Origin of the sequence: Holdemania sp. 1001302B_160321_E10, from assembly GCF_015552275.1 — a bacterium.
Lineage (GTDB): Bacteria > Bacillota_I > Bacilli_A > Erysipelotrichales > Erysipelotrichaceae > Holdemania.
In genome coordinates this window covers 98684-112673 of the sequence record NZ_JADNEM010000005.1, presented here as the reverse complement: position 1 = coordinate 112673, position 13990 = coordinate 98684, and the positions used below count along the sequence as shown (strand labels likewise).

The 13990-nt window shown below is 49.0% G+C and carries 15 protein-coding genes; 14 read left to right on the top strand and 1 reads right to left on the bottom strand.

The genetic code is table 11. The annotated features are described in order from the left end of the window. Positions 1–37: 37 nt before the first annotated feature. The 8 genes from I2D94_RS04510 (at position 38) to I2D94_RS04475 (ending at position 8221) form a co-directional block, all read left to right on the top strand. Entirely contained in the window at positions 38–955 is a 918-nt protein-coding gene (locus I2D94_RS04510; RefSeq protein ID WP_195395766.1) for a LysR family transcriptional regulator, read from the top strand. Between the two features lie 333 nt (positions 956–1288). Next, entirely contained in the window at positions 1289–2161 is an 873-nt protein-coding gene (locus I2D94_RS04505; protein ID WP_072683067.1) for a PRD domain-containing protein, read from the top strand. A gap of 18 nt (positions 2162–2179) precedes the next feature. Next, positions 2180–3571 (top strand): PTS transporter subunit EIIC, encoded by a 1392-nt coding sequence (locus tag I2D94_RS04500; protein ID WP_195395765.1) that lies wholly within the window; start codon positions 2180–2182, stop codon positions 3569–3571. A gap of 5 nt (positions 3572–3576) precedes the next feature. Beyond that, entirely contained in the window at positions 3577–4086 is a 510-nt protein-coding gene (locus I2D94_RS04495) for a PTS glucose transporter subunit IIA (RefSeq protein ID WP_195395764.1), read from the top strand. Position 4087: 1 nt separating this feature from the next. Beyond that, the gene (locus tag I2D94_RS04490) at positions 4088–5572 is read left to right on the top strand and encodes a glycoside hydrolase family 1 protein (protein WP_195395763.1); all 1485 of its coding nucleotides are present in this window, start codon (positions 4088–4090) and stop codon (positions 5570–5572) included. After that, positions 5565–6398, top strand: a complete 834-nt coding sequence (locus tag I2D94_RS04485; protein WP_195395762.1) for a Cof-type HAD-IIB family hydrolase — start codon at positions 5565–5567, stop codon at positions 6396–6398. The genes I2D94_RS04490 and I2D94_RS04485 overlap by 8 nt, the downstream gene beginning before the upstream one ends. Positions 6399–6638: 240 nt before the next feature. After that, entirely contained in the window at positions 6639–7211 is a 573-nt protein-coding gene (locus I2D94_RS04480; RefSeq protein WP_195395761.1) for a guanylate kinase, read from the top strand. 266 nt (positions 7212–7477) lie between these two features. Further along, positions 7478–8221, top strand: coding sequence for a YdcF family protein (locus I2D94_RS04475; RefSeq protein ID WP_195395760.1), 744 nt, complete (start codon positions 7478–7480; stop codon positions 8219–8221). A gap of 538 nt (positions 8222–8759) precedes the next feature. Here I2D94_RS04475 and I2D94_RS18195 read toward each other — a convergent pair. Then, complete coding sequence (locus I2D94_RS18195; RefSeq protein ID WP_234973134.1) at positions 8760–8870, bottom strand: transposase; 111 nt, start codon at positions 8868–8870, stop codon at positions 8760–8762. Between the two features lie 448 nt (positions 8871–9318). Here I2D94_RS18195 and I2D94_RS04465 point away from each other — a divergent pair, with 448 nt between their 5' ends. The 6 genes from I2D94_RS04465 to I2D94_RS04440 are packed head-to-tail and all read left to right on the top strand — an operon-like array spanning position 9319 to position 13971. Beyond that, the gene (locus I2D94_RS04465; RefSeq protein ID WP_195395759.1) at positions 9319–9822 is read left to right on the top strand and encodes a PTS sugar transporter subunit IIB; all 504 of its coding nucleotides are present in this window, start codon (positions 9319–9321) and stop codon (positions 9820–9822) included. Between the two features lie 18 nt (positions 9823–9840). After that, positions 9841–10653, top strand: coding sequence for a PTS sugar transporter subunit IIC (locus tag I2D94_RS04460; protein ID WP_195395758.1), 813 nt, complete (start codon positions 9841–9843; stop codon positions 10651–10653). Then, on the top strand, positions 10646–11458 hold the full coding sequence (locus I2D94_RS04455) for a PTS system mannose/fructose/sorbose family transporter subunit IID (RefSeq protein ID WP_195395757.1): 813 nt from the start codon (positions 10646–10648) through the stop codon (positions 11456–11458). Before I2D94_RS04460 ends, I2D94_RS04455 begins: the two co-directional genes overlap by 8 nt. Beyond that, positions 11442–12320: an HAD family hydrolase gene (locus tag I2D94_RS04450; protein ID WP_195395756.1), complete on the top strand. Its 879-nt coding sequence runs from the start codon at positions 11442–11444 to the stop codon at positions 12318–12320. Before I2D94_RS04455 ends, I2D94_RS04450 begins: the two co-directional genes overlap by 17 nt. Then, positions 12313–12732, top strand: a complete 420-nt coding sequence (locus tag I2D94_RS04445; RefSeq protein WP_195395755.1) for a PTS sugar transporter subunit IIA — start codon at positions 12313–12315, stop codon at positions 12730–12732. The genes I2D94_RS04450 and I2D94_RS04445 overlap by 8 nt, the downstream gene beginning before the upstream one ends. 9 nt (positions 12733–12741) lie before the next feature. Further along, complete coding sequence (locus I2D94_RS04440) at positions 12742–13971, top strand: hypothetical protein (RefSeq protein WP_195395754.1); 1230 nt, start codon at positions 12742–12744, stop codon at positions 13969–13971. The last annotated feature ends 19 nt before the right edge of the window (positions 13972–13990 follow it).

Sequence of the window (13990 nt, the reverse complement as noted above, 5' to 3'; positions counted from 1 at the left end):
TCAAATCAATTATAAGGAGAAGACAGGGGGAATTCAGATGGATATTCAGCATCTGCGTTATTTTCTGACCGTCAGCCGGACCTTGAATTATACCAAGGCGGCAGAGGAATTATATATCAGCCGGCAGGCGGTTGCGCAGGCGGTGCGGCAGTTGGAAACGGAGCTGCAGTCGTCGCTTCTGATCAATCGGAAGAATACGCTGGCCTTGACGCCGTTAGGACAGGTTTTTCAGAAGGAGGCGGCGAAAATTGTCCGTTCGTTTAGTCAGTTTGAAGCAGCGATGATGAAGCAAGCTGAAGATAAGAAAAACGAACTCAAAATCGTCATGGGCGCCGGCATTGTTCTGAATTTATCAGCTGAGATTTTCGCCCGTTTTTCCACCGCTCATTCTTCCATTTTATTATCGACGAAGGAAGAAGATAATGAAGCGATACTGCATCATGTGACGGAAGGCGAAGCGGATCTGGGCTTGATCGGAACCACGCCGGCCTACATTCAGGGGTTCCGTTACTGTCTGATCAAAAAGAGTGATCTGCATGTGTGCATGCACGTCGATCATCCGCTGGCGAAAAAAACATCGCTGACATTTCAGGATTTAAAGGATGTGCCGATGGTCGGCTTTGGAGAGAAGTATGACCTGCATCGCTATTATGTGCAGAAGTGTCACGAAAATGGTTTTTTACCAACCTTTTCTATTATCACTGCGGATGTGAATATCTCACGCAACCTCGTGCTGGAGAACCGGTCGGTCAGCTTTGCGTTTCCAGACTACCGCAAAGACACACACCCTTCCCCATCCAAGGTCAAGGTGCTGCCGCTGAATCTTGGCGAAACGGATGATTGGGGAATTTACGCTATCACGCGGAAGACCCAGGAAATCACGCTGGCCCAGCAGCTATTTATGGAATTCATGCAAAGTCAGGCACAGACTGACAATTCGGCCATCGCGGCCTGAGTTCGCTGACAATTTCACGCTGTCTCGTTTTTATTGAAACATCGGTCAGTTGGCAATGGAAGAAGCGGGAATCCTGCGTTAATCGAGGGAAGGGAAACGATAAAATTGAAAAATCATGAAATATGAAATCGCTATTGACAATCTGCAATCGCTTTCATTATAATACAGTCAGGAACAAAAATAGAAATCGGACTTGTTACTTGATCTTAAGATTAAGGCAAATTCCAATGGGCTGTTGAGAGGACAACCCAATTTGGAGTTTGCCTTTTTTTGTTCTTCTCTGGGAAGGAGGCAAGAGGAAAAGATGACGCAGGACAGGACTCGTTTGGACTTATGCTGAAAGACACACTGCGGGTCAAACGAATCATAAACAACAACATTGTCATCGCCGAGGATTTCAAAGGCCACGAAGTCGTCGCGATTGGCAAAGGGCTGGGATTCCGCAAACAAAAGTATGACGGTATTAACAGCCGCGAAGTAATGAAGACGTATGTGCTGGTCGATGGATCTGCCCGTCCGCAGCTGCTTTCTTTGTTTGAACAGGTACCCTTTGAGATCATCGAACTGACGCAGAGAATTATTGACATCGCGCAGGAAGATCTCAAAATGACGTTTAATGTGAATTTGGTCGTAGCCTTGGCGGACCATATTCAATTCAGCGTCAATCAGTACAAAGCCGGCTTTGATATGCCGGCGCTGGTCAACGAGGAAGTGAAGCGGTTTTATAAAGATGAATATGAGGTAGGTAAAAAAGCGGTTCGCCTGATCAACGAAACGCTGCATATCCAGCTGAAACGGGAAGAATCCACGTCGATTGCCTTCCATCTGATTACCGCGGCGGAAAAAAGACCGAACCATGATGCGCTGCGGATTATGCAGGGGGTCAGTGAAATCATCAAACTTGTGGAGCAGACGCTGGGTCTGACGCTGGATGAAGATTCCATGGCGGTTTCCCGCTTCATTATCCATCTGAAATTCTTTATGCGAAGCATCCTTTTTGAACAAGTCCGGCGCAGCGAAGGATCGCTGGGATCCATGTTATCCCAGTTTTCTACCGGCTATGAGCAGGCCAGCCGCTGTGTCGATCTGATTTCCAACTATGTTCTTAAACACTATGATTACTCGCTAACCGATGAAGACCGGTTATATCTGATGATTCATGTCGTCCGGCTGTGGGATCAGCCGGGCGGAAGTCATAAAGCGTAATAGCGAAGGGAGAAACTTATGGCTAAAATTGATTATTCTGCATTAGCCGCGGCGATTATGGAAAACGTCGGCGGTTCCGGCAACGTTCATACTGTATCACATTGCGTTACACGGCTGCGGTTTGTACTCAAGGACCGCTCAATGGCGAAGGATGCTGAAATCAAACAGCTGACCGGCGTCTTGGGCGTGGTTTATGGTTCGGGTCAGTATCAGGTGATTCTGGGGGAAAATCTGTTTCCGGTGTTCGACGAAATCGTTAAGAATTATGAAGTCGAAACCGGCGGCGTCGTGGCGGAAAACCATACGGAAGATCTGGCGCTGAATGGAAAAAAGAAAACAATGAACGATTATTTCATGAAGGCGATTCAGTTCATGTCCGCTTCCTTGACGCCGTTTATTACCGTCTTATTCGGAGCGGGCATGCTGCGGGTCATTCTGTCATTGGCTTCCTATTTTTATCCGGTAATAACGTCCAGCACAACGTATATGTTGTTTAACTTCATGTCGCAGGCGCCGTTCTATTTCATGCCGATTCTGGTTGCTTACGGCGCCTCCCGCGTCCTGAAATCCAATCCGGCGTTTGCGATCACCGTGGCGGCCGCATTGCTTTATCCTGATTTTGCGGCGATGGTCGCAGCGGGGGATCCGGTCACGATGCTGGGTCTGCCGGTGAAGCTGGTCAGCTATTCCAGTTCGCTGCTGCCGGCGATTTTCTCAGCGATTCTGTTAGCCTATCTGGAGAAATTCTTCTATCGTGTGATTCCCGGGATGCTGCGGTCCGTCTTTGCCCCGCTGTGCGTATTCCTGGTCGGCTACCCGGTGACGATTTTAATTCTGGGACCGGCCGGCGTTGTCGTGGGCACCTGGATTGTGACCGGTATTGTCTGGCTGCAGGCCCATGTCGGCGGCTTTGCGCCGGGCATCATTGCGGCGATTCATCCCTTCTTAGTCATGATGGGCGTCAACATGCTGATGGTCGCGCCGATGACCGAATTATTCACGTCGGTCGGCTACGATAATGTTTTCCGTCCAGGCTGGATTCTGCACAACATCGCAGAAGGCGGTTCCTGTCTGGCAGTCATGCTGAAAACGAAAGATAAAGATTTGAAATCCAGCGCGCTGTCCGCGGCGATCGGCGCGATTATTTCCGGAGTTTCCGAGCCTGCGCTCTATGGCATCAATCTGCGTTTAAGAACACCGATCTTCGGCGTCGTGGCCGGCGGTCTGGTCGGCGGGGCAGTTGCCGGATTTATGGGGGCGAAAGCTTTTTCCATGGGGTATTCCAGTATTCTGGGCGTTGTCATTTTCGAGAATACGATCACGGCGATTGTAGCGGGTGTGATTGCGGCGTTCTTCGTTTCTTTCCTGGCCACCTTTGTGCTGTATAACGGGAAAACGGTGAACGACTGACGCCGATGCTGAATCTTTTCAAAAGACAAGCTTCAAGCTGTCCGCAAACCGCGATCACTGCGGTCATCAGCGGCCGCTTACTCCCGCTGAGCGAGGTTCGGGATGAAGTGTTCGCGCAGAAAATGCTGGGCGATGGAGCGGCGGTCCAGCCGGAAGGTGAAATTGTCGCCGCCCCCTGCGATGGGAAAATCACGATGCTGTATCCGACCCTGCATGCGTTCGGCTTAGTTAATCCTGATGGGTTGGAAATACTCGTGCACATCGGAATTGATACGGTGAGCTTACAGGGAAAGGGCTTTAAAGCTTATGTTCAGGAAGGGGATTCAGTAAAGCGCGGCGATAAAATGATCCGCTTCGATTCCTATCTCATGAATCAGAAAGGCATGGACATGACAACGATGACGTTGTTTCCCAACGCCGATGCTTTTCAGCTCGATATACAGCGCAGCGGTCTTGTCAAAAAAGGACAAAGTCGGATTGCGACCTATCAAATAAAGGAAGGAAAGGACAAATAAGATGAAAAATACAAAAGAGATTCAAGCGCCAAAGGGTTTCCCCAAGGGATTCCTGTGGGGCGGAGCCACGGCGGCCAATCAATATGAGGGAGCTTATTTGGCGGATGGCAAACTGCCTTCCGTCGCAGACGTCCAGCCGCACGGCATCTTCGGCGGACCACAGGAGGATCAGCCATTCTACCCCACGCATGAGGCTATTGATTTCTACCATCATTATAAAGAAGATATCGCGCTGTTTGCGGAAATGGGCTGGAACGTCTACCGCACTTCGATTGCCTGGACGCGAATTTATCCAACCGGCGAGGAAGAAATGCCTAATGAAGCCGGCCTGCAATTTTATGACGCGATGTTTGACGAGCTGATCGCCAAGGGCATGAAGATCATGATCACGATTTCCCATTATGAAATGCCGCTGGCGCTGGTAAAAAAATATGGCGGATGGGATAACCGGAAGTGGATCGGATTCTATATGAAATTCGTAAGAACAATCGCCGATCGCTACCGCGGCAAGGTCAGCTACTGGCTGACGTTCAATGAGATCGGGAATAATGTCAATTATCCGATGATGTGGATGACCGCCGGTATCCGCGCCGACAGTGAAAATCTCGAGCAGAAATGTTTCCAGGCTTCCCATCATCAGTTTGTCGCGTCATCGCTGGCGACAAAATATATTCACGAAATCGACCCGGCCGCTCAAGTTGGCTCTGTCATCGAATATAAGACGATGTATCCGATCACCTGTGATCCGAAGGATTCCGTCGTGGTTTCCAAATGCAAGCAGAAATCGTATTTCTATCCTGATGTGCAGGTGCGTGGGGAATATCCATCCTATATCTGGCAGTATTTAGAAGAACATCACATCGAGATCGAATATGAAGAAGATGATATGCGGATCATCAAAGAAAATCCTGTCGATTTCTTATCGTTTACCTATTACCGGTCCCGTATTGCGGGTAAGGATTATATTGAATCCGTGCAGAAGGACACCAATAAATCAGACGCGCTCGTCGAAGGGGATCAGCAGCAGATCGGCCGTCAGGATATTGTTTCTACCGGGCAGACCAATCCATATCTGAAGCTGACGCCTTCCGGCTGGTCGATTGATCCGGATGGATTATATCTGGCGTTAACCGATTTGTATGACCGGTATCAGGTTCCGATTTTCATCGCAGAGAATGGCCTGGGGCTGAAGGAAGAACTGGTAGAGGGAACGGTTGAGGATGATTACCGGATTGAATTTTTAACCGACCACTTCACCGCGATGAAAGAAGCGATCCGCAACGGCGTTGAATTGTTCGGTTATACTTATTGGGGACCGATTGATCTGGTTTCTAACGGTACAGGCCAGATGTCCAAGCGTTATGGATTTATCTATGTTGACCGTAACGACGCCGGTCAGGGCACCAACCGGCGGTATAAGAAAAAGAGCTTTGACTGGTATAAAAAAGTGATCGCAAGCAACGGTGAAGATTTAAGCAATGATTAAATGCATCATCACCGATATTGATCAAACGTTAACTGACGCTAAGATGAAGCTGACGCCGCGGACTTTGGAAGCGGCAGGCAAAGCAAGGGCGCAGGGAATTCAAATTGTACTTTGTTCCGGCCGGCCATTTCCGGGGATGCGGGATTATCTTGAAGCTTTGGGATTGAACCAAAGAGCGTACTGCAGCGTTGGTTTCAACGGCGGCGTACTGTATGAAAATGGTACGGGCACGGTATTGCGGGCAGCCTTTTTTGAGCCGGAAATACTGCGGGAAATTGTAGATGAGCTGCGCAGGGTGAACGTGAATTTTCACCTGGAATCTCCGTCTTCGATTGTGACGGGATTGAATCCGGTGAAACATTACACGGTGCGGGACAGCTTTATTACGAATATGCCGCTGGAAGTCGCGAAGTTTGAAGATCTGCTGCAGTGGTCAGATATCTGCAAAATCATGATCGCTGACAAGCCGGAAACATTGGATTCGCTTGTTCTTCCTGAAAGATTGAAAACAAAGGCGAAGTTTGTCCGGAGCCGGCCGTATTATCTGGAAGTTGTCCCGCTGAATGTGCATAAAGGTCTGGGCGTTGAAGTCGTGGCTGCACGATACCAGCTGAAGAAAGCAGAAATTCTGGGGGTCGGCGACGGCCTGAATGATCTGGAATTGCTGGAAGCCAGCGGAATGAAAGTGGCTATGGAAAACGGTGCGGATGCGTTGAAGCAGATTGCCGATGTCATCGCGCCTCCGCATGATCAGGACGGCTTTGCACGATTGTTGGAAGCGCTGCTGCGGGGTGATGATTGGATTCTAAGTAAATTAAATAATTAAGATTGTGTTTAAACGGAAGAATTTGGATTTACATCGAATTTCTTCCTTTAGAGGACTATCTTTGTGCAGTGAAACGCGCTTTCTTGCTATAATAGATTCAGAAGAACAGATTTCATGGAGAGTTATGTTTGTAAATGCAACATTTTATGATGAAAATTTTACAATCAAAAAGAAAATGTTTGTCATTGCCTTCGTTTTGCGGTATAACTACATTATGAAATCTGAGGGAGGGGCGAATTTATGGCAAAAGGATTAGTCGTTATTTTGAGCGGTGTCAGCAGTATCGGCAAAGATCAGGTGCGTCAGAAGCTGCTGGATGATCCGGAATTGGGCTTGATGGATATCATTTCTCTGACCACACGGCCAAAGAAGGAAACGGAGAAAGATGGCTGGGATTATTACTTTGTTAATCATAAGGACTTTGCGAATGCCGTGCGGGATCATAGGATGCTGGAATATACTGAATTCAACGGATATTACTATGGAACTCCGGCGGAGCACGTAGAGTTTTTGACGGCGATGGGGAAGAATGTTCTGATTTCCATTGAGGCGCAGGGCGTAGGCCAGATCCGCATTAAACATCCGGACAACAAAGCTTTTTTCCTGGTTCCGCCAAGTCTGGACGAATTGGAGAAGCAGATCCGTCAGCGGTATCATGCGGACGAATCGGGCATCAATCTGCGAATGAATAAAGCGAAGACCGAACTGGAACTGGCGAATATCTTCGGCATCTGCGTGCCGCTGACTTCTGATGAGGAAGCCTTCAACGTCATCAAGACGGAACTGCTGGAAGAATTGAAAAATCGCGAATAGGAGAAGGAAAGCCGGCGTATCGCCGGTTTTTTGTTGGGAAAAAGAGGAACAGAATTCGATTTGTTCTATAACCTTATCCGGGGTTTCTTTTGTTGATAAAAAGCTGCTTTTCTGACAAAGCGGAAAAATAAAGTAAAAAATTGAAGTAAGATCCATACGAATTGATAACGAAACATCGCGGACTCTTACGGTGAACTTAAGGTTTTCTGACATTCCGGATATTCATCATAAAATATGTTATTCTAACGTCAGAAAGGCAGGCGGCGATGATGAAAAGAAAAACAGTTATGGTGATTTCAGGATTGATTTGTTTCATCTATGCCTGTCTGACAATGGTTACGGTTTCCCTGCAATTCGGCAACGCCTTTTTTCTGACGTTAGCAGTGGTGCTGATCGGCGAGGGCTTAATCCATGAAAAGCTGGGGAAACAGGGAAAGCGATGGATGAACGGTATCTGGATGATCAGCGGCATACTGGCTTTGATTTTGATCGGCTTAATGGTAAATGCGGCCAACATGCATGTCGCTGCTCTTAAAGATCAGGGGTCCACAGTGATCGTGTTGGGGGCGAAGATCAATGGGGATCAGCCGAGCTTAATTCTGAAACGGCGGCTTCAGGCTGCGCTGGATTATGCCAATGAAAATCCGGATTGCATGATCATTGTGACCGGAGGTCAGGGCAAGGGGGAGGATTATGCGGAAAGCACAGTGATGAAGAACTGGCTTGTGGAAAACGGGCTGGAGATGAATCGAATTTTGGAAGAAAACCAAGCCCGCAACACGGGTGAAAATCTGAAATATTCTTTAAAGCTGCTGCGTCAAAACAACCTGAGCGAAAATGTTGTGATCGTCACGGACAGTTTCCATCAGCTGCGTGCTTCGATTCTGGCAAAACAGTTGGGAATCGAACAAATCAGCGCTGTAAATTCGCAAACTCCGGTATCGTTGATTCCGATGTATACCGTGCGGGAATGGTTTGGATTAGTGAAAGCACTGGCGCTGCAGAAATAAAATAAACAGGATTTCTTAGTCGAAACTGAGAAATCTTTTTTATCTATTAGGAAAGTGCACGTAAAGGAGTAAGGAAAATAAAAACTCTTCAAAGTTATGTTGCGCTAAAGAATTTTAAAGTGATGGGATTCATTTTTAAGGTACACACTGAAAAGAAAGAGAGGTAGGAATACTCTGTTTTAGAAACTTTCTTTAGGACATCCCCAGGAAGCATCAGAGAATCACAACGGATACAATAAGCAGAAAAACATAGAATACCGTTTACGGTAACCAAGTCGCAAACTTCTTCCGCGATGTCGATTTCCATCGGATCAAAGAAGTCGCACTGAGTACACTTGAAGGGGATCAATTCCGTTGTGCCAGTCAACAAATTTCCACGTTTCATTGATTTTCATCTCCAATCCAGACGGGCAGAGGAATTCTACAAATTCCATAACATGACTGCAGGGACAGAGTAAAGAATCAATATCCCGGTGGACTCTTTACGGAATTCATGATAGGAGGTTAGTTTCTTGTGAATCTGCTTCCGAGGTTTACTTTACATCTTTCGAATACAGGCGCTGAGTTTTTTCTTTCGTGAAGTATAAGCGCCTAAATAGCGAACCATTTTGAAGTTCTCATCGGGAATATGGATCATCAATTTCTTCATGAAATCTACGATGGAGTCAAAGATATCGACCTGTTCTTTCGTTTGATGATCAATATAATGCCATCAAACGAAATTAAGATCATAATCATAGTTTTCAATCCGACTTTGAGCAATGACAGGTCGGCCTACATAATGGATAATGTAGTCAACCCCCTCTTGATTGGTTTTTCAGAGTGTTCGTAGAACACTTTTTCTCAATGATTTAATGACTTTCTGATTGAGCGATTAACCGATATAAGGTGTTGAATATTTTATGTCCGGCAGGTTTGGGATTTCATGCAAGATATGATAAAAATACCTAAATTCATTTTACGATCAACCTAAACAAGCTATGAATCCTTCTTGTCTTCGACAAAAAGGATGTAAAGTATTTCCGCTTTGAGCGGAATCTGGGAATGATTTCTTTGACAACTCGGATGCTAGAATAGGCGCAGAAAGGAGAATTTCAATGAATATTCTGAACTGCCGTGTTGACGACCGCTTAGTGCATGGCTGCGTCGCGACAATGTGGGTCCCGAAACTCCATGTGGAGCGCGTTCTGTGCATTGACGACGAAAGCGCAAACAATCCGATGCTGAAAAATGCGTTGCGCATGGCCACACCCAATGGCGTATTCCTGTCCGTATTAACTCACGAAAAAGCCGTTGAAAATCTCAAAGCTGACCGCTATCAAAATCAAGCCGTCATGATCGTCGCCAAAAGTCCCAAAACCTTCTTAACCCTGGTGGAAAACGGGATACCCGTTCCATCGCTGACGCTGGGAAATCTCGGCAACATCGACAAGACCGCAGATTCGGTCGTGATCAGCCGCTACATCACCGTGAATGATGAGGAAGCCGCCGCCCTGGAACAGCTGCATGAAAAAGGGGTCAGGCTGGAAGCCAAGCTGCAGCCGGCGGACGACGCGATTGCTGATTTCTATCAGGTGATGAAAGATAAACGTAAATCATGAGGAGAGGAGAGAGAAAGAATGTTTAATCCGATACAGATCATACTGCTGATTCTTGCCTGCCATATCATCGGAACGCTGGGGCAGAATGTCCAGTTAGTCGCAAAATTCGGCGGCCAGCAGGTATTCCGCGGCCTGATCGCCGGCTTCATTATGGGAGATGTCAAAACCGGGCTGCTGATCGGCGGTACCTTCCAGCTGATGTCCATGGGCTTGGCGGCCTATGGCGGCGCGTCGATTCCTAATTTCAACACTGCCCTGTGGATCTCTGTTCCCTTTGCGATCGCTTCCGGCACCGATGCTCCGCTGGAGCTGGCGATGGCGGTCGGCGTTCCGGTCGCCACGCTGGGCATTCAGCTGGACGTCATTGCCAAAACAGTTAATTCCTATTGGTATCACCGTGCTGAAAAACATGTCGAGAAACGCGAATACAAGAAATTATACCGCGATATTCTCATTGGCGAATACGGCTTCGGCCGCGCCGCTTTAGGCCAGACGCTGCCGGTCATCATCTTCTTACTGTTCGGTGAGCCGATTGTTCAGCTGATTATCAATTATATGCCGGTCTGGCTGACCAGCGCATTGGGCACGGTTTCCGGCGTACTTCCGGCGCTGGGCATGGCCTTACTGATGCTGTACATGCCGGTGAAGGAAAACTTCCATTATCTGCTTCTCGGCTTTGTGCTGTATGTCTTTTTCGGCCAGTCGATCCTGGCGATTACTCTGGTCGGCGCGGTCATTGCAATCGTCCTGTTTAAACGCATGGAAAAAGAGTCCAAAGCGGCAGCCAACGCTTATCTGAACGTGGATGCAGGAGGTATCGGAGATGAGTGAAAAGAATGAAAAGCTGACTAAAAAAGAACTGCGGAAATTCTCGCTGCGCTATGCCATTACTGCCCAGGCCAGTCAGAGCTACGAAGCGATGCAGGGAATTGCCTGCGTCTATTCGATGGGGCCATTCTTTGAAAAATGGTTCGCTGACGATCCGGAGCTGATGCAGAAAAAGTTCCAGAACAACTTGAAATTCTTCAACTGCCAAACCTATTTCGGAGCGGCGATCACCGCAGCGGCGCTGGCGATCGAGCAGGACCGCGATCCCTCGTCCCTGCAGCTGGCGGCTTCGTTAAAGACGTCGCTGATGGGTCCGTTCTCCGGCATCGGCGACGCGCTGTTCAACACGATACCGAAGGTCGTCATGGGGGCGATGACTGCCTATGCAGCGATTGAGGGCAACTGGATTACCAGCATCATCATGATCGCGATCTTTACACCGCTGATTACCTGGGTTCGTCAGAAGATGATCGAAGTCGGCTATTACGGCGGCGCGGAATTGATTACCTCGCGCAAGGATCAGCTCAACAACATCCGCGACGCGGTTTCTGTGCTGGGCGTCATCGTCATCGGCGCTCTGATTCCTTCGCTGGTCAAGGTCACGACACCGCTGGCGATCACTGTCGGCGATGCGACGCAGACGATTCAGTCGATTCTGGACGGCATTCTGCCGGCGCTGCTGCCGTGTTTGGTCACTGCGATGACCTATTTCGGCTTAACAAAAATCAAGGGCATGAATACGGTTAAGATGGTCTGGATTCTGATCGTCGTGACGATTCTGCTTTCCTACTTTGGCATCATTGCCTAAGCCGGATTCCCGGCGGATCGGCGAAACTGGCGGTCTGTCCGGGATTCGTCTGGCAGCGCTGGATTTTGACGGCACGCTGGTTCCCAAGGATGTGCCGAATGTAGATTTAAACGATCAGACCGCGGCTTTGCTGGAACAGCTGCGCTGCCGGGGCCTGCGGCTGATCGTTGCGACTGGGCGGCATCCGTCCTTTATTCAAAAACGAATCCGGAAATTTCAATTCGACGCAGTCATCGGCTATTCCGGTAATGTCAGCCACGGCCGCCAGAAAGAAGCCGCGGCGTTCAGCTTGGACATGATCCAAGCGGTCTACGTCTTTGCGCAGAACAACCCCGGTCTGGAAATGACGCTGTACTCGGATCATGGCATAGCCTGCGGAAGCAGCTCGGAAAGCCGGGAGGCGCTGCTGAAAAAATGGCGGCGCACCGATCGGATCTGTGATTTGAATGGGGTTGCCGATTTCCTGATCAGTGACATTCGAAAAGCAACAACGATGCAGATCAGCCGGATCTGCCTGCACCTGGACCGCTGGGAGCTGTATCCTGGAATCAAGTCAGAATTCCAAATTCATTTCCCCGGCTATCGTTTGGTCAAAACCGGAGACAAACAGGCGGAGGTTCTGGCTCAGGGACGCTCTAAGGCATCTGAAATTCTCAGGCTGGCGCACAGTCTTGGCATCAGTGCGGATCAGATTGCCTGCGCCGGGGATGATGAAAATGATATCGAGATGCTGCAGCTGTTTGATCACAGCTATTATATCGGCAGAAATGACGATCCGCTGCGCTCAGCCGCGGCTTACTGCGCGGGTCATGTTGATACCGTATTGGAACAACTGTTAATCAAAGGAGAAAGCCATGTTTAAAATAGCGTTGGCCAGTCATGGCAGCTTATGCCGAGGCATGCGGGAAACCGCAAAGCTGTTTACCCGGGACGTCAGCTTCATTCAGATCTTTCCCTTTTATGAGGAAAACCCCGAATCGGATGTGGAAGTGCAGCTGGATGCCTGGATTCAGGATATTCACGAGGAAGATGTCGTCGTGATGCTCACGGACATTTTATGGGGAAGCGTCAACCAGAAGATCATGCTGAAGCTGCAGAACCGAACGAACGTGCATATTGTCACGGGACTGAACCTGCCCTTGCTTCTGGAGATGATCACGATGGAGCCTCAGTCGGTCATCCCGGAACTCATATCCGAAAAAGTAAAAAGCTGCCGCGATTCGATCGCATTCATGCGGGAAGTGACCGTCGAATTTCAGGACGGCGACGAATAGGAGGATTTTATGGTAAAAGTTACGACTACGACAAGCGTGAACATCACGCCCGATCATCCGACATACATTGCCGGACACGCCATGCGGACGGAGAAGTTCAAGGGCGTTCATGATGAAATTGAAGCGATTATGCTGGGACTGCAGATCGACGGGAAGCCGTTTTTATGGATCGAGGCGGATATTTCTAATTTTGACTGTGATTTTGTCCATCTGTTCAAGTATCACATCGTCGAAACTTTGCGCATTCCTTACGATCACATCATCCTCAGCGCGGACCACAGCCATTCCGCTCCGCTGCTGCTGACGCGCAATCCGGAAATGCCGCATGACGACGGGTGGCGCAAGGAGGTTCTAAAGAAGCTGATCGACGGCGCGCAGGAAACGATGAATAAGGAATTTCACGAAGCGGTGCGCGTGCAGTGCACGAAGGGCGAATCGCAGGGATATTACGGCAACCGCAACGCGAAGGACAAATACGGCGATACCTCGATCGTTGTGATCGAATTTAAGGATGAGACCGACGCCACAATCGCGGCCTTGGTGAACATGTCCTGTCATTCCACCGTGCTTTCTCCGGAAGAATACCAGATTTCAGGCGATCTGCTGGCGGCCGTCCGGCGCGAGCTGATTCCATATCTGAACGTCACGCCGCTTGTCTGCAACGGCAATGCCGGCGATATGTCCAACCGGCTGTACCGCCAGAACAATGACTTCAATGAGCTGAAGCGGGTCAGTTCGGGCATCGCCCGGCAGATTTCCCAGTTTGATACAAAGCTGGACCTGACCCTTGCCCATCCGCAGTCAAAAACTTTCGTTTTTCCAATCGAATACGACCCGGACATCGACGTCCTGAAAGCCCGCCTGGCTGATTCCCAGGCTAAGCTGGAACAGGCGGCCGCTTACGATGAGCGGAAGTGGCTGATCTCGGAAATCAATGGTTTCCAGCGGAAAATCAAAGCCGGTCATGTTAAAATGGATTTGGAAGCGACGATTCTGCGGATGCAGGACTTAGAAATTGTCGTGCTGCCATGCGAACTGGTTTCTGCCTTCGGCCGCCAGATCAAAAAGAGCTCCCAGGCTAAAGTGTGCTTTGTCAGGGGCTATGCGAACGGCCAGAACGGCTATGTCGTCGAAGCCAGCGAATTTGGCGGCGGCCATGATGGAATCTCAACGCAGCTGCCGAAAGGCAAGGCGGAAGAATTTGTCGCCCTGATTATCCAGCATTTATTTAATAATTAAGTCAGTGAAAGAATCCTCG

Bases quoted from the DNA above. Each gene is read 5' to 3' on its own strand.
- I2D94_RS04510 (WP_195395766.1), top strand. From the start codon at position 38: ATGGATATTCAGCATCTGCGTTATTTTCTGACCGTCAGCCGGACCTTG.
- I2D94_RS04505 (WP_072683067.1), top strand. From the start codon at position 1,289: ATGCTGAAAGACACACTGCGGGTCAAACGAATCATAAACAACAACATT.
- I2D94_RS04500 (WP_195395765.1), top strand. From the start codon at position 2,180: ATGGCTAAAATTGATTATTCTGCATTAGCCGCGGCGATTATGGAAAAC.
- I2D94_RS04495 (WP_195395764.1), top strand. From the start codon at position 3,577: ATGCTGAATCTTTTCAAAAGACAAGCTTCAAGCTGTCCGCAAACCGCG.
- I2D94_RS04490 (WP_195395763.1), top strand. From the start codon at position 4,088: ATGAAAAATACAAAAGAGATTCAAGCGCCAAAGGGTTTCCCCAAGGGA.
- I2D94_RS04485 (WP_195395762.1), top strand. From the start codon at position 5,565: ATGATTAAATGCATCATCACCGATATTGATCAAACGTTAACTGACGCT.
- I2D94_RS04480 (WP_195395761.1), top strand. From the start codon at position 6,639: ATGGCAAAAGGATTAGTCGTTATTTTGAGCGGTGTCAGCAGTATCGGC.
- I2D94_RS04475 (WP_195395760.1), top strand. From the start codon at position 7,478: ATGATGAAAAGAAAAACAGTTATGGTGATTTCAGGATTGATTTGTTTC.
- I2D94_RS18195 (WP_234973134.1), bottom strand. From the start codon at position 8,870: ATGAAGAAATTGATGATCCATATTCCCGATGAGAACTTCAAAATGGTT.
- I2D94_RS04465 (WP_195395759.1), top strand. From the start codon at position 9,319: ATGAATATTCTGAACTGCCGTGTTGACGACCGCTTAGTGCATGGCTGC.
- I2D94_RS04460 (WP_195395758.1), top strand. From the start codon at position 9,841: ATGTTTAATCCGATACAGATCATACTGCTGATTCTTGCCTGCCATATC.
- I2D94_RS04455 (WP_195395757.1), top strand. From the start codon at position 10,646: ATGAGTGAAAAGAATGAAAAGCTGACTAAAAAAGAACTGCGGAAATTC.
- I2D94_RS04445 (WP_195395755.1), top strand. From the start codon at position 12,313: ATGTTTAAAATAGCGTTGGCCAGTCATGGCAGCTTATGCCGAGGCATG.
- I2D94_RS04440 (WP_195395754.1), top strand. From the start codon at position 12,742: ATGGTAAAAGTTACGACTACGACAAGCGTGAACATCACGCCCGATCAT.